General features: G+C 59.6%; 22 protein-coding genes. 10 read left to right on the top strand and 12 right to left on the bottom strand.

The window, feature by feature from the left end:
- The 7 genes from H9Q75_RS05815 (at position 1) to galU (ending at position 4,107) form a co-directional block, all read left to right on the top strand.
- On the top strand, positions 1 to 786 hold the full coding sequence (locus tag H9Q75_RS05815) for an amino acid ABC transporter ATP-binding protein (protein WP_186565234.1): 786 nt from the start codon (positions 1 to 3) through the stop codon (positions 784 to 786).
- A gap of 71 nt (positions 787 to 857) precedes the next feature.
- On the top strand, positions 858 to 1,184 hold the full coding sequence (locus H9Q75_RS05810; protein WP_186565233.1) for a hypothetical protein: 327 nt from the start codon (positions 858 to 860) through the stop codon (positions 1,182 to 1,184).
- Between the two features lie 35 nt (positions 1,185 to 1,219).
- Entirely contained in the window at positions 1,220 to 1,411 is a 192-nt protein-coding gene (locus H9Q75_RS05805; protein WP_186565232.1) for a hypothetical protein, read from the top strand.
- A 27-nt stretch (positions 1,412 to 1,438) separates the two neighbouring features.
- Entirely contained in the window at positions 1,439 to 2,077 is a 639-nt protein-coding gene (locus H9Q75_RS05800) for a class II aldolase/adducin family protein (RefSeq protein WP_186565231.1), read from the top strand.
- Between the two features lie 2 nt (positions 2,078 to 2,079).
- Positions 2,080 to 2,559 (top strand): GNAT family N-acetyltransferase, encoded by a 480-nt coding sequence (locus tag H9Q75_RS05795; RefSeq protein ID WP_186565230.1) that lies wholly within the window; start codon positions 2,080 to 2,082, stop codon positions 2,557 to 2,559.
- Between the two features lie 146 nt (positions 2,560 to 2,705).
- A complete protein-coding gene (locus tag H9Q75_RS05790) occupies positions 2,706 to 3,218 on the top strand; it encodes a QueT transporter family protein (protein WP_186565229.1) in 513 nt (170 codons plus the stop codon).
- Positions 3,219 to 3,237: 19 nt separating this feature from the next.
- A complete protein-coding gene (galU, locus tag H9Q75_RS05785; protein WP_186565228.1) occupies positions 3,238 to 4,107 on the top strand; it encodes a UTP--glucose-1-phosphate uridylyltransferase GalU in 870 nt (289 codons plus the stop codon).
- Between the two features lie 60 nt (positions 4,108 to 4,167).
- On the opposite strand, the gene H9Q75_RS05780 is transcribed toward galU, so the two are convergent.
- Both H9Q75_RS05780 and H9Q75_RS05775 read right to left on the bottom strand, forming a co-directional pair.
- Entirely contained in the window at positions 4,168 to 4,935 is a 768-nt protein-coding gene (locus H9Q75_RS05780; protein ID WP_186565227.1) for a PepSY domain-containing protein, read from the bottom strand.
- Positions 4,936 to 5,610: 675 nt separating this feature from the next.
- A complete protein-coding gene (locus H9Q75_RS05775; protein WP_186565226.1) occupies positions 5,611 to 5,991 on the bottom strand; it encodes a DUF3795 domain-containing protein in 381 nt (126 codons plus the stop codon).
- A 558-nt stretch (positions 5,992 to 6,549) separates the two neighbouring features.
- Here H9Q75_RS05775 and rpsF point away from each other — a divergent pair.
- The 3 genes from rpsF (at position 6,550) to rpsR (ending at position 7,687) form a co-directional block, all read left to right on the top strand.
- Positions 6,550 to 6,846: a 30S ribosomal protein S6 gene (rpsF, locus tag H9Q75_RS05770; RefSeq protein WP_186565225.1), complete on the top strand. Its 297-nt coding sequence runs from the start codon at positions 6,550 to 6,552 to the stop codon at positions 6,844 to 6,846.
- A gap of 14 nt (positions 6,847 to 6,860) precedes the next feature.
- Positions 6,861 to 7,349 (top strand): single-stranded DNA-binding protein, encoded by a 489-nt coding sequence (locus H9Q75_RS05765; RefSeq protein ID WP_186565224.1) that lies wholly within the window; start codon positions 6,861 to 6,863, stop codon positions 7,347 to 7,349.
- A 98-nt stretch (positions 7,350 to 7,447) separates the two neighbouring features.
- Positions 7,448 to 7,687: a 30S ribosomal protein S18 gene (gene rpsR / locus H9Q75_RS05760; protein ID WP_007490771.1), complete on the top strand. Its 240-nt coding sequence runs from the start codon at positions 7,448 to 7,450 to the stop codon at positions 7,685 to 7,687.
- 472 nt (positions 7,688 to 8,159) lie between these two features.
- Here rpsR and H9Q75_RS05755 read toward each other — a convergent pair whose 3' ends face one another.
- From H9Q75_RS05755 to H9Q75_RS05710, 10 genes are all read right to left on the bottom strand, one after another.
- Positions 8,160 to 9,914 carry an NADH-dependent [FeFe] hydrogenase, group A6 gene (locus H9Q75_RS05755; protein WP_186565223.1) on the bottom strand — a complete coding sequence of 585 codons (1,755 nt, stop codon included), beginning with the start codon at positions 9,912 to 9,914 and terminating at the stop codon, positions 8,160 to 8,162.
- A gap of 14 nt (positions 9,915 to 9,928) precedes the next feature.
- Positions 9,929 to 11,731, bottom strand: coding sequence for an NADH-quinone oxidoreductase subunit NuoF (locus H9Q75_RS05750; protein WP_186565222.1), 1,803 nt, complete (start codon positions 11,729 to 11,731; stop codon positions 9,929 to 9,931).
- A gap of 13 nt (positions 11,732 to 11,744) precedes the next feature.
- Positions 11,745 to 12,113 (bottom strand): (2Fe-2S) ferredoxin domain-containing protein, encoded by a 369-nt coding sequence (locus tag H9Q75_RS05745; RefSeq protein WP_186565221.1) that lies wholly within the window; start codon positions 12,111 to 12,113, stop codon positions 11,745 to 11,747.
- A gap of 51 nt (positions 12,114 to 12,164) precedes the next feature.
- Positions 12,165 to 12,713 (bottom strand): ATP-binding protein, encoded by a 549-nt coding sequence (locus H9Q75_RS05740; protein WP_186565220.1) that lies wholly within the window; start codon positions 12,711 to 12,713, stop codon positions 12,165 to 12,167.
- Positions 12,710 to 13,204: an NADH-quinone oxidoreductase subunit NuoE gene (gene nuoE, locus H9Q75_RS05735; RefSeq protein ID WP_186565219.1), complete on the bottom strand. Its 495-nt coding sequence runs from the start codon at positions 13,202 to 13,204 to the stop codon at positions 12,710 to 12,712. Before nuoE ends, H9Q75_RS05740 begins: the two co-directional genes overlap by 4 nt.
- Positions 13,205 to 13,427: 223 nt before the next feature.
- Positions 13,428 to 14,147, bottom strand: coding sequence for a PHP domain-containing protein (locus H9Q75_RS05730; RefSeq protein WP_186565218.1), 720 nt, complete (start codon positions 14,145 to 14,147; stop codon positions 13,428 to 13,430).
- 203 nt (positions 14,148 to 14,350) lie between these two features.
- Positions 14,351 to 14,680: a DRTGG domain-containing protein gene (locus tag H9Q75_RS05725; RefSeq protein WP_186565217.1), complete on the bottom strand. Its 330-nt coding sequence runs from the start codon at positions 14,678 to 14,680 to the stop codon at positions 14,351 to 14,353.
- A 57-nt stretch (positions 14,681 to 14,737) separates the two neighbouring features.
- A complete protein-coding gene (locus tag H9Q75_RS05720; RefSeq protein WP_186565216.1) occupies positions 14,738 to 16,057 on the bottom strand; it encodes a [Fe-Fe] hydrogenase large subunit C-terminal domain-containing protein in 1,320 nt (439 codons plus the stop codon).
- Positions 16,058 to 16,101: 44 nt separating this feature from the next.
- Positions 16,102 to 16,527 (bottom strand): ATP-binding protein, encoded by a 426-nt coding sequence (locus H9Q75_RS05715; protein ID WP_186565215.1) that lies wholly within the window; start codon positions 16,525 to 16,527, stop codon positions 16,102 to 16,104.
- Positions 16,514 to 16,870: a hypothetical protein gene (locus H9Q75_RS05710; RefSeq protein WP_186565214.1), complete on the bottom strand. Its 357-nt coding sequence runs from the start codon at positions 16,868 to 16,870 to the stop codon at positions 16,514 to 16,516. Before H9Q75_RS05710 ends, H9Q75_RS05715 begins: the two co-directional genes overlap by 14 nt.
- Positions 16,871 to 17,092: the final 222 nt, after the last annotated feature.

Genomic DNA, 17,092 nt, shown 5'->3' with positions numbered 1-17,092 from the left:
ATGCCGGTTTTGGAAGTATCTCATATCGAAAAACACTTTGGCGCCACCCGGGTGCTGGAGGACATCAGCTTTACCCTGGAGGAGGGACAGGCCCTGGCTATCATCGGCTCCTCCGGGTCGGGCAAGACCACCCTGCTGCGCTGCCTGAACTTCCTGGAGCGGCCCGACCAGGGGACCATCCGCGTGCGAGGAGAGACCCTCTTTGATGCCGCCGACCCCGCCACCCAGCGGGAGAGCGAGGTGCGCAAAAAGCGGCTGCACTTCGGCATGGTGTTCCAGTCCTTCAACCTCTTTCCACAGTATACCGCCCGGAAAAATATCACTCTGGCCAGCGAGCTGCTGGCCCAGGAGCGGCCCGACTTCAAACGGGACAAGCGCCGAATTCTGGAGGAGATCGGGGATAACGCCTGCCGCCTGCTGGACCAGATGGGCCTGGCGGACCGGGCGGACCACTACCCCCACCAGCTCTCCGGTGGTCAGCAGCAGCGGGTGGCCATCGCCCGGGCCCTGGCCCTAAAGCCGGACATCCTCTGCTTTGATGAGCCCACCTCAGCCCTGGACCCGGAGCTCACCGGCGAGGTGCTCAAGGTCATCCGCACCCTGGCGGAGCAGAACACCACCATGGTCATCGTCACCCATGAGATGGCCTTTGCCAGGGATGTGGCCGACCAGGTGATGTTTATGGACGGCGGGGTCATTGTGGAGCAGGGCGACCCCACGCAGGTCATCGAGCACCCCCGGGAGGAGCGCACCCGGCAGTTCCTGTCCCGCTACGCGGAGAATTGAATTTATGGAAAAGGCGTGCTATAATGCTGAAAAAAGCGCGTCTTTTTTCTTTGGCGCGGAGAGGAGCGGATATGGAGGAGCTGTTTTTGCCGGTGCTCTCCCACTTTCAGAACGGGAATTTCTGGTCGGCCAGCGCCGGCCGTATGAGCTATCGGGTTGTGCCCGACGGGGAGAAGCTCGCTGCCGAGGTGTGGGAGGGGCCCTGGTGCTACCAGCTCAGCCGGGTGGAGGAGCGCAGGGAGTTTCCCATGGATGAGAGCGGGCTGGCGGACCTGGCTGCCTGGGCGGGGCGCTGGGGAGCGGAGATCAATGCCCGCCCGGCCCGGACGCTGGCCGACACCCTGGCCACCCGGGATGCGGTGCGCGCGGAACAGGCCGAGCGTGCGGATGGCGACTAGACAGACGCAAAGACGATTGTTTGGAGGAACGGAATATGACCTGGGGTACTTATTTTATGTTTTATGAATGTCCCAAGTGCGGCAGAAAATACCGCTGGGAGCTGGTGGATCTGTCCGACCCGCAATTCGGCTGCTGCCCCGGCTGCGGGAGCATGGGCACGCTGGTGGGGGAGAGTAAGGACATCAAGCAGGGGGAGCGGAAGTATGAGGAGTTCGAGTATTGCTGAGAAATGCCGCGGGAGAGGAGCCGGGACATGAAGTATGAGACCATCCGCCGGCAGGTGCTGGGGGCCATTCTGGATGCCGCTGGCATGGGGCTGATCCACGGCACCTCAGGCAACATCGCCGTGCGGGATTTTCAGGACAATGTGATCGCCATCACGCCCAGCGGGCGGCCCTATGCGGGCTTGACTGCGGAGGAGATCGCCGTGGTGGACCTGGAGGGCCATTGGCTTGAGGGACCCTATCAGCCCTCGTCTGAGACCCCCATGCACACCGCGGTGTTCCGCGCCCGGCCCGATGTGGGGGCGGCCGTGCACACCCACGGGCTGTACTGCACGGTCATGGCCATGGACGGGGAGGAGTTAAAGCCCTCCACGCCGCCCCAGGCGGAGTTTGCCCCCATCCGGACGGTGCCTTTTGAGCTGCCCGGCAGCGCGGCGCTGGCCCGCCGGGTGGTGGAGACACTGGGGCCCGACCGGGCCGTGCTGCTGCAGAACCACGGCTGCTTCTGCGTGGGGAAAGACATCGGCGCGGCCATGACGGCCGCCGTCTATGTGGAGGAGGCGGCCCAGATCGCCTGCTATGCCCGCCTGCTGGGCACCTTCCGGCCCCTGTCAGAGCAGAATATCGCGGATTTTAAAGCTATTATCGCCTCCAATCAGGCGGTATGAGCATGGTGCTGCGTCCCTATGCCCCTTCAGACTGCCAGGCGCTGGCGGAGCTGTTCCATCACACGGTCCATACGGTGAACGCCGGGGATTACACCCCGGAGCAGCTGGACGCCTGGTCGCCCGGCGCCGTGGACCTGGAGGGGTGGAACCGCTCCTTTCTGGAGCACCATACGCTGGTGGCGGAGGAGAGCGGCCGAATCGTGGGCTTCGGGGACATGGACGGGACCGGATATCTGGACCGGCTGTACGTGCATAAGGACTGTCAGGGCAGGGGGATCGCCTCCGCCATCTGTGAGGCGCTGGAGCGTGCTGCGGATACGGCTGGGCTGACCACCCACGCCTCCATCACTGCCCGCCCTTTCTTTGAAAAGCGGGGCTGGCAGGTGGTGAAGGAGCAGCAGGTGGAGCGCCGGGGCGTGCTTCTGACCAATTACATTATGAAGAAAACAAATTCCGGACCAAGCGCGGAGCGGCCCCCTTAAAGGGGGCCGCTCTTTACTTCCCTGGGGAAACGTGCTACAATACCTCCGACTGGTTTCCACATCCGGTCCAAGCGCGGCTGCGGCCGCGTTCGTTCAGCGGGACTCACCGCTGTTCTCTAAATACCAAAATGGAGGTAAGAAACAACATGCGCAAATTCACTACCAAAGACCTAGCCCTGGCCGCTGTAGTGGCGGCCGCCTATGCCGTGCTGACCATGCTGCTCCCCGGCCCGTCTTATGGCTATGCCCAGCTGCGGGTGGCGGAGGCCCTCACCGTGCTGCCCTTCTTCTTCCCGGCCACCGCCCCCGGCCTGCTGGTGGGCTGTCTGGTGGCCAACCTGCTCTCCCCCTATGGGATTGTAGATGTGGTGTGCGGGACCGCAGCCACAGGGCTGGCCGCGTTTTTGACCATGAAGGCCCCCAACCGGTGGCTGGCCCCCCTGCCCCCAGTGCTGTGCAACGGCGTCATTGTAGGGGGAATGCTGGCCTGGTATGAGGCGGGCTTTGGGCCCAACTTCTGGCCCATGTTCGCCATTGCCGGGCCCGGCGTGGCCTTGGGAGAGCTGTGCGCCTGCTATATCCTGGGCAGCCTGCTGCTGTCCGCCCTGTCCAAAAGCACTTTTTTCCAAAAGCTCATTGCCCCGGGCCGCCTGGCCTGAGGAATAAGGAGGTTGTCCTATGAAAGTCCGCAAGGCCGTGATTCCCGCCGCGGGGCTGGGCACCCGGATGCTGCCCGCCACCAAGACCGTCCCCAAGGAGATGCTCCCCATGGTGGACAAGCCGGTGATCCAGTACATCATCGAGGAGGCCGTGGCCTCCGGCATTGAGGATATCCTCATTGTCACCAACCGGGCCAAATCCGCCATGGACGACTACTTTGATTATTATCCAGAGCTGGAAACCCGCCTGAACCAGGCGGGGAAGGACAAGGAGCTGGCGGAAGTGCGTCAGGCCGCCGACCTGGCCAACATCTTTTACGTGCGCCAGAAGGAGACCAAGGGTCTGGGCCACGCCATCTGGCGGGCCAAGCGCTTTGTGGGGGACGAGCCCTTTGCCGTGCTGCTGGGCGACGATATCATGCGGGCGGAAAAGCCGGTGACAAAGCAGCTGGTGGAGGCTGCGGAGAAATACGACGCCTCCGCCGTGGGGGTGCAGAAGGTGTCCACCCAAGCGATTTCCCGCTATTCCTCGGTGAAGGTGGACGCTCTAGAGGAGCGGATCTACGCAGTCTCCGACATGAATGAAAAGCCCAAGCCGGAAGAGATGTTTTCCAATTTTGCCATCCTGGGCCGTTATGTGCTCACGCCGGAGATATTTGATATTCTGGAACAGGTAAAGCCCGGCTACGGCGGAGAGATTCAGCTGACGGACGGGCTGAAGGAGCTGTGCCAGAAGCGGCGGATGGTGGCGGTAGACTTTGAGGGCCGCCGCTACGACACGGGCAACCTGAACGGGTTTCTGGAGGCCACCATTGATTTCGCCCTGGACCACCCGGGTACCGGCCCCTGGCTGAAGCGCTTTATTCAGGAAAAGGCGGCCCGGATGTAGCGCGGAGAAACGCGGAGGGGGCGCGGCTTATGCCGCGCCCCCTCTTTTTATTACGCAAAGTCAATCGCCGTAGTCCACTTCCCAGTCCAGAATGACCCCGGTGACGGCGTTTACGTCGCACTCATACTCCACGCTGTTCCCACGCAGCTCAATCTCATAGACCAGCCGTCCGTCGTCCCGGTCCAGCTTGCATTTGACCACCGTCACACCGGCGGGCGCCCGATCCAGGGCGATCTGCTTGGCGCGGTCGGCCGTGATCATGGCTTCGGAGCCGGCGCCGGAGGAAGGCAGGTCAAAGTCGTCACAGTCCCGGTCCGAGGATCGGATGGCGCCGGAAAGCGCGTCGATCTCATAGTCATACTCCGTGCTCCCGGCGTAGAATTCCAGGTCATACTCCGCGCGCCCGTCGTCCCAGTCCAGGCGGACCTTGAGAAATACCGCGTCGGCTGCCGCAACGCCCGCGTCGTTCAGGGCAATCTCCTTGGCCCTGTCAGAGGAGAGATAGCCGCTGGTGTCCGGCCGGGCGGCGGCGGCCGCGTCGGCCGTGGTGACCACGGCGGTATAGCTGGCGGAGTCATAGTCTACCTGGAGACCAGCGGCCTCGCAGATGGCCCGCACAGGGGCGTAGGTGGTGCCATTGTAGGAAAAGAGGGGGACGCTTTTTCCGCTGGCGTCCTTGGGAAGGAAGCGGGCGCCGTTGAGGGTGATCCGGATGTCGTCGTCTACGGTAATCGTGCGGCTGGCGGCCAGCGCGCTCACGCCCAGCCCGACGACCAGAGCGGCGGCCAGCACCCCGCTGAAAAAGCCTCGTCCAAATCCATGTTTCATTGTAACATCTCCTTTGTTCAGTTTCGTTGGAACACTTCAGGGATTTCTGTCCCTTTGCCCTATTAACGCGGCAGGGGCGGTTTTTATTTCAGCGGGCGGCAAAATTTTATATAAAAAATATTAGATTAGCGCTTTTAGGCGATAGGATATGAAATGACGCAAAGCCGCATGAACACTATGTTTTTCTGCATGTCAATACTCTGCCACTGGGTTATAGAACGTCTTGATTGGTGCCTAAATGGTGCCCAAATTTCACACCGGGCTATAAAAGGCTGCAAGAAGCAGTAAAGAGATAATGGGGTTAAAGCTCTATTTCATTACTGTTTTTGGAATTTGGGGAGTTGCTTGCTATCTTTTAGTTTTGACAATCGCATAGTGCGCCGCACCGCGTACGCACGTTTTGTTGCGCAGTAGAACGTCATTTCGAGGGGCACGAGTATAAAACCCTTACCGATCCCGGTTCTGTGTCTGCAAAGCCTTGCAGATAGCGGCTTAATCAGTTTCTACTTCGTAACGTTTCTCCATGATATATAAAGGGCGAAAGCACTCTTTGCTTTCGCTCCTTGACTGCCCCACAGCAGAGGCAGACGGGCTTGTCAGTGGCGGCCACAGCCGTTCTATTCACCATTGGCAAGAGCGGCTGGCTCTGCTACCGCTTAGAGGGTTATTTGATTATTATGTTCGTCTAAGTAAATTCAAGACTTCGTTTTCGTTAGATAAATCATAGTCGCCCATAACACCTGATTTATGATATACAATTCCATCTTTTTCGTTTTGCTCTAAGTATCCGATAAACTTTTGAATACCATCTTCTTTAATGCACTGGACAAATGCCCTCATTTTAATTTTGCCAGGTGCAAGCATATCCTTATCACAGGGAGAATCCGAACATTCCCAACAACCTTTAATACCTTTTGATGTGCAACAATTATACTGATAGCACCCCTCTGGGCACAATCTTTTCCCACAATTATTTTCTGATTTGCAACTGCACTTCCCGTCAGGACAACAAAAGCCACAAACCAATCCACAATATGCTATTGAGTTTTCGTTCATTTAAATACCTCCAATTATATAAAAATAACGTTACTGCTTTCTGGAGTTTATTGTATCATATTCTGCTCTATTGTTCCACTTCATTCGCGAAGCCTTACGATAGATAGTCATTTACAAAAATGCAAAGAGGGTTTGGGGGACTTCCCAATAAGTCATTTTTAGGAAGAGGGTACCCTCTTCCTATGCCTGCTCTTCCAAAAATCACTCTGAAATATGGGAACAGAATGGAAAGGAAGAGATTTTTAAGCAATATCCTACACAGGTTCTTGGTGCTAAAATGGTGCCCGGTCTTACAAAACCACTTTGTACGGAGAAACAGCAAGATAAATGACGATACGCAAAAAGCCTTGGTTTTAAGCCATTTTCTCATGGTGTCATAAACATTTATGAGGGCTTGTAAGAAGATTTCCGTCTATCAAATCAATAAAAAAGAAAGTGGTGCGAAATACTTGACAAAATGGCAAAAACCTATATAATAATATGGCTTGTGTATACAGGCGACATCCTTGCTCCCGACAGAGAGCGGGAGCCATATGTCCATAAGGAGGTGCAAGAAAAATGGCAAAACTCAGCGGCAACTATGAGGTGGTCTATATTCTCGATCCGAACCTGGGCGAGGAGGCCACCGCGGCCATGGTGGCCAAGTTCAAGACACTGGTGGAGAGCAACGGCACCCTGGCGGAGATCGACGAGTGGGGCAAGCGCCATCTGGCCTATCCCATCAACGATCTGACCGAGGGCTACTACGTGCTGATGAACTTCAGCTCCAAGCCCGAGTTCCCCCGCGAGCTGGATCGTATCCTGCGGATTACGGACGGCGTGATGCGTTCCATGATCGTCTCCAAGGACGAGTAAGGGGGAGACGCAGGATGCTCAACCGGATCATTCTCATGGGTCGCCTGACCCGCGACCCGGAGCTCCGCCACACCCAGACCGGGACGGCAGTGGCCTCTTTCAGCCTGGCGGTGGATCGGGACTTCAAGGACAAGTCTACCGGCGAGAAGTCCACGGATTTCATTGATATCGTGGCCTGGCGGCAGACGGCGGAGTTTGTCTCCCGCTTCTTTACCAAGGGCCGTATGGCCGTGGTGGAGGGCCGGCTTCAGCTGCGCGACTGGACGGATCGGGACGGCAATAAGCGCCGCTCCGCAGAGGTGATTGCGGACAACGTCTACTTCGGCGACTCCCGGAGGGAGGCCGAGGCGGCCGGGGCCTATGCCCCGCCCGGCGGCGGTTATACGGCGCCGGCCGCGCCTGTGGGCGGTTATGCGGCGCCCTCCGGTGGCTATAATGCCCCGGCAGGCGGCGGAGATCAGTTTGCCGAGCTGTCCGACGACGACGGCGAACTGCCCTTCTGAGCGGTGCGCCCCAGCAATCAGGGCTTTGCGCGCAGAAGTCTGCGCGCGGAATAGAAACAAGCCGGGCTGTCGGCCCGTAAAAAAGGAGGTTTACTGCTATGGCTATGGATAGAGAGCGCCCCCGCGGCCGCAAGCGCCGCAAGGTCTGCACCTTCTGTGTGGACAAGGTGGAGCACATTGATTACAAGGACGCGGTCAAGCTGCGCCGGTTCCTGTCGGAGCGGAGCAAGATCCTGCCCCGCCGCACCACCGGCACCTGCGCCATGCATCAGCGCCAGCTGACGGAGGCCATCAAGCGCGCCCGTCAGATCGCGCTGCTGCCCTTTGTCACGGATTGATGATATGAGAAACGCCGGCTCATTTGAGCCGGCGTTTTAGCTTGTCAAAAAAGGGCTTTGGCTTTTTTGGGCAGAGGGGCGCACAACGGACCGGGCCCGATTCTTGCAGAAAGGTCGCCCAGTCCGTCATGGGAGGGGTCACTTCCGATGTGCATGCCGCCGGAAAGCACGGAACTTCATTTTCTGCCGTCGTCTGCCTGTGCCCGCAGGTGCGTTTCAGAGCGCAACCGCCCAAAGGGGCGGCTCTTAGCGCGAAGATGGACAACTCTGCGAAGCCTTCCCTCCACTTTTTTTTGCCCGCCTCACGGGCCGTCTAATTTGCCCCGCCACTTTTCTGTCCTCCAAGCGACAGGCAGACGGTTGTCTTGCCCACACCCATGGGGCCACCCACCAGATAGAGTTTCTTTTTCATAGGGAACCCCCCTTTATAAAGGGGCAGGCCGGGCACTATGGCGCCCGGCCTGCCTGATGTTCAGGTGCGGTATTTTTTCTGCTTGATATAGGAGCAGTGGAGGAGTGCATGGGCCTTGTGACCGCCAGCTTCGCCCAGGTACGATTGATAGACCTCCTGCACCACCGGATTTTCGTGGCTGCGGCGGAAGGTCATCCCCTCGTCCTGCTGGTACAGGGCCGCGGCGCGCAGGGTCTTAATATCGGTAAAGTTGCGCACGTCCGCATGCTGGATGGGCTGGCCGCCGCCGTTGATGCAGCCGCCTGGGCAGGCCATAAACTCAATGAAGTCGTAGTGCAGGCTGCCATTGCGCACGCCGTCCAGCACCAGCTTGGCGTTGTGCAGGCCGGAGGCCACGCACACCCTTACCGTCCTGCCGGGTAGCTCATAGCTGGCCTCCTTCACCCCGCTCATGCCCCGGACCTCCCGATACTCCAGGGGGGCCATGCCCGCGCCGGTGATCTTCTCCACCACGGTGCGCAGAGCGGCCTCCATGACGCCGCCGGTGGCGCCGAAGATGACGGACGCGCCGGTGGAGACGCCCAGCATCTCGTCAAATTCCCCGTCGGGCAGGTGGTCGAACAGGAAGCCGGATTTGGTGATCATGCGGCCCAGCTCCCGGGTGGTGAGGGACACATCCACGGGCATGCAGCCGTTGGGAAGCCGCTGCTCCTCACGGCGCACCTCGTACTTCTTGGCGGTGCAGGGCATGATGGACACCACAACAATATCCTGGGGATCAATGCCCATTTTTTCGGCATAGTAGGTCTTGACCAGGCTGCCGAACATCTGCTGAGGGGATTTGCAGCTGGACACATTGGGGATCATGTCCTGGGCGTGCTGCTCCAGATAGCGGATCCAGCCGGGGGAGCAGGAGGTGATCAGGGGCAGCGCGCCGCCGTTCTGCAGTCGGTGGAGGAACTCCGTGCCCTCCTCAATAATGGTGAAGTCGGCGGCGGTGTCCACGTCGAACACCTTGTCAAAGCCCAGACGGCGCAGGGCGGTGACCATTTTGCCCTCCACATTGGTGCCGATGGGCATGCCAAAGCACTCGCCCAAGGTGACCCGGATGGAGGGCGCGGGACCCACCACCACGTGCTTGGTGGGGTCGGCCAGGGCGGCCCAGACCTTGTCGGTGTCGTCCTTCTCCGCCAGGGCACCGGTGGGGCAGGCCACGATGCACTGCCCGCAGGATACGCAGTCCACCTCGTTCAAGTCCCGGTCAAAGGCGCTGCCGATGTGGGTGGCGAAGCCCCGGTCGTTGGGGCCGATGACGCCTACCTCCTGGGTTTTGCGGCACACGGCGGTGCAGCGGCGGCAGAGCACGCACTTGGAGTTGTCGCGCACCAGATGGGGCGCGGAGTCCTCAATGCGGGGCATCAGGTTGTCCGGCACATAGCGCACCGCATCGATGCCCAGGTCGCCGGCCAGCTGAAGCAGCTCGCAGTGGGCACTGCGAGAACAGGTGAGGCAGTCCATCCGGTGGTTGGACAGGATCAGCTCCAGGGTAAGGCGGCGGGAGTGCTGCACCTTCTCGGTGTTGGTGTATACCTCCATGCCCTCGCTGACCGGGTATACGCAGGAGGCCACCAGGCTCCTGGCCCCCTTGACCTCCACCACGCAGATGCGGCAGGCGCCGATCTCGTTGATGTCCTTGAGAAAGCATAGGGAGGGGATGTTGAAGCCGGCGGAGCGGGCGGCTTCCAGCACCGTGGTGCCCTCCGGGACCGTGACAGAGATGTCGTTGATTTTCAGTGTTACCATTTTCGTTTCCATGTCCGTCCCTCCGCTTACTCTTTGATAACCGCGCCAAAGCGGCACACATCCATACACACGCCGCACTTGATGCATTTGGAATGGTCAATAACGTGGGGCGACTTGATCGTGCCGGAGATGGCCCCGGTGGGACAGCTGCGGGTGCAGCGGGTGCAGCCCTTGCACTTGGTCGGGTCGACCGTGAACTGAATCAGGGCCTTGCACACGCCGGCGGGACAGCGCTTGTCTACTACATGGGCAATGTACTCGTCGCGGAAATGGTGCAGGGTGGAGAGCACCGGGTTGGGGGCCGTCTGGCCCAGGCCGCACAGGGCGCTGGACTTGATGTGGTTGCACAACTCCTCAATGGTGTCCAGATCCTCCAGGGTGCCGTCTCCCTCGGTGATCTTGGTCAGCAGGTCCAGCAGCCTTTTGGTGCCGATGCGGCAGGGGGTGCACTTGCCGCAAGACTCGTCCACAATAAACTCCAGGAAGAACTTGGCAATGTCCACCATGCAGTTGTCCTCGTCCATGACAATGAGGCCGCCGGAGCCCATCATGGAGCCGATCTCCGCCAGGTGCTCATAGTCGATGGGAGTGTCGATCAGTTCAGCGGGGATGCAGCCGCCGGAGGGACCGCCGGTCTGGGCGGCCTTGAACTTTTTGCCGTTGGGCACGCCGCCGCCAATGTCCTCGATAATGGTGCGCAGGGGGGTGCCCATGGGAATCTCCACCAGGCCGGTGTTGGTGATCTTGCCGCCCAGGGCAAAGACCTTGGTGCCCTTGGACTTCTCGGTGCCGATGGCGGCGAACGCCTCGGGGCCGTGGTTGAGGATCCAGGTGATGTTGGCGTAGGTCTCCACATTGTTGAGCAGGGTGGGCCGCTGGAACAGGCCCTTGTTGGCCGGGAAGGGGGGACGGGGCCGGGGTTCACCCCGCTTGCCCTCAATGGAGATCATCAGAGCGGTCTCCTCGCCGCAGACGAAGGCGCCGGCGCCCAGGCGGAGCTCCAGCTCAAAATCAAAGCCGGACTCAAAGATGTTTTTGCCCAGCAGACCGTACTCCTTGGCCTGTGCAATGGCAATCTCCAGGCGCTTGACCGCGATGGGATACTCGGCACGGACATAGATGTAGCCTTGATGGGCGCCGATGGCATAGCCGGCGATGGTCATAGCCTCGATCACGCTGAAGGGGTCGCCCTCCAGCACGGAGCGGTCCATAAACGCGCCGGGGTCGCCCTCGTCGGCGTTGCAGCAGACGAATTTGACGCCATCCTCGCTGACAGCGTCGGCGGTAAACTGCCACTTCATGCCCGTAGAGAAGCCCGCGCCGCCGCGGCCCCGCAGGCCGGAGGCCTTGATGTCGTCAATGACCTTCTGAGGGGGAACCTGTTCCGTGAGGATTTTCCCCAGGGCGGTATAGCCATCCACAGCGATGTACTCGTCAATGCTCTCGGGATTGATGATGCCGCAGTTGCGCAGGGCAATGCGCTGCTGGTGGCGGTAGAATTGGGTGTCCACCAGGGAGGTGGCAGGGGCTTCCCCCTCGTCCCCCTTGTGGAGCAGGCGCTTGACGATACGGCCCTTGACAATATGCTCAGAGACAATCTCCGCCACGTCGTCCACCATCACATGGGTATAACAGGCGCCCTCGGGATAGACGGTGACAATGGGCCCCATGGCGCACAGACCGAAGCAGCCGGTTTTGATGACCTTGGCCTCTTGATCCATCCCCTGCTCGGCCAGCTGCTTTTCGAATTCCGCAATGATTTTGGGGCTGTCCGAGGAAGAGCAGCCGGTGCCGGTGCAGACCAGGATGTGAGAACGAATATGACTCATTCCGCTGCCCCCCTTATTCCGCCGCGCCGATGGTATATTCGGCGACCACATGCCCGTTGACCAAGTGCTCGCTGACAATCGTGGGCACCTTGTCGGGGGTCATTTTCACGTAAGTAACCTTTTCCTGACCGGGAACATAGACTTCCACAATGGGCTCCAGACGGCACACGCCGATACACCCGGTCTGAGTGATGGAGACATTTTTCAGCTGGCGCTTGTCCACTTCTTCCAAAAAAGCGTTGAGCACAGGACGCGCTCCCGCCGCGATGCCGCAAGTGGCCATGCCGACTACCACGCGGATATGGTCGTCCGAAGTGTCGCGCAGGTTGATCTGCTTTTGCATCCGATCCCGGATGGCCTGAAGATCTGCAAGACTTTTCACGATTTCATCCCCTATCTGTTTCGTTCAAGGGCTCCTCTCCGGCCCTTCCTGTCAAATTGAAGAAGCGCTGAGTGCCTCCTCCTGCTCCCGGATATAATCCTGAATCCAGAGAATCACCTCGGGCTCCGCCAGAGAGACCTCAGCCCCCAATTCCCTGCGCAGCTGGCGGGTATCCAGGCGGAATTCCCTTCCATCCTTTCGGTGGATGTACAGCAGATCCACTTCGGGCGCACCCTGGATGGTCAGGGCCAGCGTGGCGGCCATGTCGCCCAAGGGCAGACAGTCAATGTGATCGCTGCGGAATGCGGCGGTGACTCTGGTGCCAATGCCCTCCCGACTGTCAATGCTCAGGCTCCCACCGGTCATCTCCGCCGACAGGCGCAGCAGCGGAAGGCCCAGACCCATTTTTCGCGTGGTACGGGTCGTGGTAAACGGATCGCCGGCCCGGGCAAGCAGCTCCGGAGACATCCCGCAGCCGTTGTCTGTCAGGGTCAGAGTCAGGATTGGGCCGGATTCCTCCAGCAGCAGATCCAGGCGGGTAGCCTTGGCGGCGATGGAGTTTTGGATGATATCCAGTGCATGGAGAGAGAGCTCTTTCATTTATAGTTGTCCAGGATCGCGCCCACCTGGTCGGGGGTAAGGCGGCCGTATACGTCAGAGTTGATCATCATAACCGGTGCAAGACCGCAGGCGCCTACACAGCGGCAGGAGTCCAGAGAAAATTTCCCGTCCGGCGTAATGGAGCCGGGGACGATACCCAGCTTCTGCTCCACAGCGTTGAGGATGGCGGCCGCGCCCTTGACATAGCAGGCGGTGCCCAGGCAGACGGAAATCTGGTACTTCCCCTTTGGGTTCATAGTAAACTGAGCGTAGAACGAGGCGACTCCATACACCTCGGACAGGGGGATTCCCAGCCCCTCTGCCACAATGATCTGGACCTCCTCGGGCAGGTATCCGAAAATATCCTGCGCGGCCTGGAGGACCGGCATGGTGGCGCCGGGCTGCCCCTTGTGCTCCGCTATGACCTGACGCAGGCGCTCCTCCTGCTCGGGTGTCCCGCGGTAGGGGACTACGGTTTTGCAGTTCGGCATGTTGTTGTTCCTTCCCTTCTGAATAATGAGTTCAAAAAATAAAATAATGAGATTAAAACCGGGAGTTTAGCCCATTGAAAACACATTATAACACCTTTGGGACGAATGTAAAGACTGCCTGAGATTACAAATAAAAAACTTACCAGTTCGCCTAAAAGACCGAGGGAATGTAATTGTTAATTTTTTATCAATACAAATAGTATAACGAAAGTTTCAAGAGATGTCAAGATGTTTGCACAGGCTTACTTAACCAATGCAGCACGGCGGCCGGGGTGCGATCGGGCGGCTCCATCCAATGGGCGGCGTCGGCCACCTGGTCCAGATAGTGGGCGTCCGAGCCGGTAATAAAGCGCAGACCGTGCAGATCGGGACGATGAAGAAAGCCGGGAGGACAATGGCGGGAGAGCTCAGCCAGAGGAAACCCTAGGTCGGGATTCCAAAAACCGAGTGTGGCGATCAGGGAAAAGGAAGGGCGGTCGATATGGGCGGGGTAGGCCAACCCGCCGAAGCTGCTTACCAGCGCGCAGACATGGTCGACGCTGATATCCGCGCAGCCGGCCAGAAGCCTGGATTCCTCGCCCAGTATGCCGTCCATGTCGTCCATATAGATCTGCCGCCCGAACAGGTCGGGGTTATTGGGAATGGGGGAGAGGCGCCGGGACACATAGGCACCGAAACGCTCTGCCGATAGGAGTGAGGGGAAGAGACAGATGACGTGGACCTCCTCGCGGGTGCACAGCTCCATGCCGGGCAGGGCCAGAAGCCCGTTGCGCTCGGCCGCTTTGCAGAACGCCGCGCAGTTGCCGGTGGTATTGTGGTCGGTGAGGGCGACCACATTTAATCCGGCCAGCGCGCACATGGCGGTTAAATTGGCAGGTGTCATATCCTCATCCCCACAGGGCGACAGGCAGGAGTGCAGGTGAAGGTCATAAAAGAGTTTCATCGAGAAAATACCTCCCGTTACACATGGGCGGCCCTGCCCGCCGCCCGGAAGCACAGAGAAGCGCGGAGCAGGCGGTGTGCCGGGACCTTGAGGTCCGACGGGGAGGGTGCTCCCGCCGGAATAAAGCGAGGAAACAGGGTCCCCGCCCGGCAAAAGCCGAGCGGGGAGACGAATCAGGCGATAGATGCAGACCAGAAAACCAGTTATTTCAGCAGGCGGCTCAAGGCTGCGGCAACCGCGAAGGTGCTCTCCGTTGCACCCAGCAGATTGACGCCCTTTTCCCGGGCGCGCTGAAGCAGAGCGGGATCGGGCTCCACCCCTTCGGTCAGAATCACGCAGGCCGTGCCTGCCATCAGCGCAACGGCGGCCACATTTTGGTTGGACATGATGGTGAGCCATGCGTTTCCCTCCCGGGCGCGGCCCATCACCCAGGAGAGGAGATCACCGGCATAGCCGCCCGTCACCTCCGCCGCCGGCGCGGAGAGATGGAAGGGATTCAAAGAAAGGGCGTGGGTGAGTTCCTGTACAGTCATTCGAAATACCTCCAAATCCATGGGAATACTAACTATAAAAAGGGTGAACCTGCGGGTTCACCCTTTATGTACGGTATCGTCGGCGCGGTGCCGGAACGGCGCGGGCAGATAGGAGTCCGGATCCCCTTCAGCCGCAATGGAGCGCATCTTGGCACGCACCTTAAAGATGCAGTCACCCTCTGAGGCGCGGCCCATTACCACGTCCTCGGCGAAGGCGTGGCAGGAGGGAGCTCCGCAGGAGCCGCAGTGAAGCCCCGGCAAGTGGGCCTCCAATTCCTGAATTTTCAGTTGCTTGGCCATAGCCTGCTCCCGGTCCTGATCCAGCAGGAAAGAGGGCAGATACTGCAGTTCCTTGTCGCGCAGCATCAGGGCCTGGTCCCCCTCCCGGCAGCGGTTGCGGGAGACGGGCAGCCCCTTCATCAAATCCTTGATCTGCATGCGGGCGGCATAGGGATTTTCCACATTGAAGCAGCCGCCCAGACACCCCTGGGTACAGGCAAAGAGCTCGACGAAATCCGCCTCGTCCAGACGGCCGTCCTCCAGGGCCTCCAGTACCTGAATCACATTGCTGATTCCATCCACTGAGACGCAGCGTCCCCCCAGCCGGGCGGTGCCCTCCCCGCCGCTGGCGGCGGTGCCGATGCCCAAAATGCCGGCGGTGGACAGCGCCTCCGGGTCGGTGATATCTTTCATAGGAGAGAGCAGGCGCAGATAGATGTCCCGGATCGCAAAGGCGCCGTCCAGGACGGGCTTCTGCAGCCCCTCCGGCGTGGTGGCGGCGGTTACCTTGGAGGAACAGGGCACAATTGCAAAGACCCCGATCTTCTCCGGGGCCAGTCCGGTCTCCGCCACCGCCTCGCGGCGGGCCAGAATCGCGGCCAACTCCATGGGCAGAATCGTAGGCGCCACATGGTCGATCAGCTTGGGAAAGCGCATGCGGATCAGGCGCAGGACCGTGGGGCAGGCGGAGGAAATCTGCGGTCGTGCGCCGTGCCCGCCGTGCTTCATCTCCTGCCGTGCGCGATCGGCCAGCAGCTCGGAGGCCTTGGCCACCTCCCAGACCTTGTCAAAACCGATTTTCAGCAGCGCGTTGAGAATAATATCCACGTCATCCAGCCGGTGAAACTGCCCATAGAGCGCGGGCTCGGGCAATGCGATGCAGTAGGAAAAGTCTTGCAGTCGGCTGAGATTGTCGCCTACAGAACGGATGGCCTTATGGGGGCAGATGTGGATGCAGCGGCCACAGTCGATACACCGGTCAGCCAAAATCGTGGCTTTTCTTCCCCGCACACGGATCGCCTCGGTGGGACAGCTCTTGATACAGGAGGTACAGCCCCGGCAGCGCTGTTCGTCCAATACCACTGAATGCTTCATCATAGGCCATATCCGCTCCTTTCCACACTTATTATGCCCCTGGATGTCTACTGGGGAATACGGATACGTACCGTTACCGTAGTCCCCTTGCCCAATTGCGTCTCCACATGCAGTTCATCGGAGTAGCGCTTCATATTGGGCAGGCCCATGCCGGCGCCGAAGCCCAGCTCGCGGGCGGCGGGTCCGGCGGTGGAGAAGCCCTCCTTCATGGCCTGCTCCACGTCCGGGATGCCGGGGCCGTGGTCGGTCATACGGATCACGATCTGGTCCATATCCACCTCCACCGTGGCCTCGCCGCCGTCGGCATGGATCACCATGTTGATCTCGCCCTCATACATGCAGATCGAAGCCCTGCGGATCACATCCTGAGGCAGTCCCAGCTTTTTGAGCGTCAGCTTCATCTGGCTGGAGGCCTCTCCCGCCTCGATCAGGTCGCCTCCCTCAACGGGGTAGACCAGCTTAATTGTCTCCATCGCAATTCCCTCTCAATCCATTGGTGTAGAGTAGGCCGCACGCCTCGTACATTCTCTTTGGACTGGTCATGACCACAATCCCACGGGTCTGGGCGAGCGCGAGAATATCTGCTCCCGGCACCTTCCCGCGGACAAAGATGATACACTTCATATCCACCATATCGGCGGTGCGCACCACCTGAGGGTTGACCAGCCCGGTCAGCAGCAGGGCCTGGTTTTTGACAAAGGCGAGCACATCGCTCATAAAATCGCTGCCGCAGGCCGAGAGGACCTCCAGGTCCAGATGTTCCTCGCCCCACAGCACCGTGGCATCTAAGATGTCTTTGATTTGGGAAAGACGCATAGGTCGTACCCCTTCCGCCCAATTGAGCTGTGTCCGAATTTTTTCACTGTTTTTATACGACTTACATTGTACCACAAAACTGTCCGCCGTGCCAAGGGATCGTTTCAATATTCACAAAGTTTCTGAAATGATAGGTGTAGTTTTTGGAATTCCCCGCATTGACAGGGTCGGAATGGTTCTTATATAATCGCTTTATCGGGGTAAAGAGGACAGAAGTCCAGC

The sequence above is a fragment of the Lawsonibacter celer genome, assembly GCF_014281125.1.
Taxonomy (GTDB): Bacteria; Bacillota; Clostridia; order Oscillospirales; family Oscillospiraceae; genus Lawsonibacter_B; species Lawsonibacter_B celer.
The sequence above is the reverse complement of the archived record's forward strand: the minus strand, read 5'-3'. Positions and strand labels throughout refer to the sequence as shown.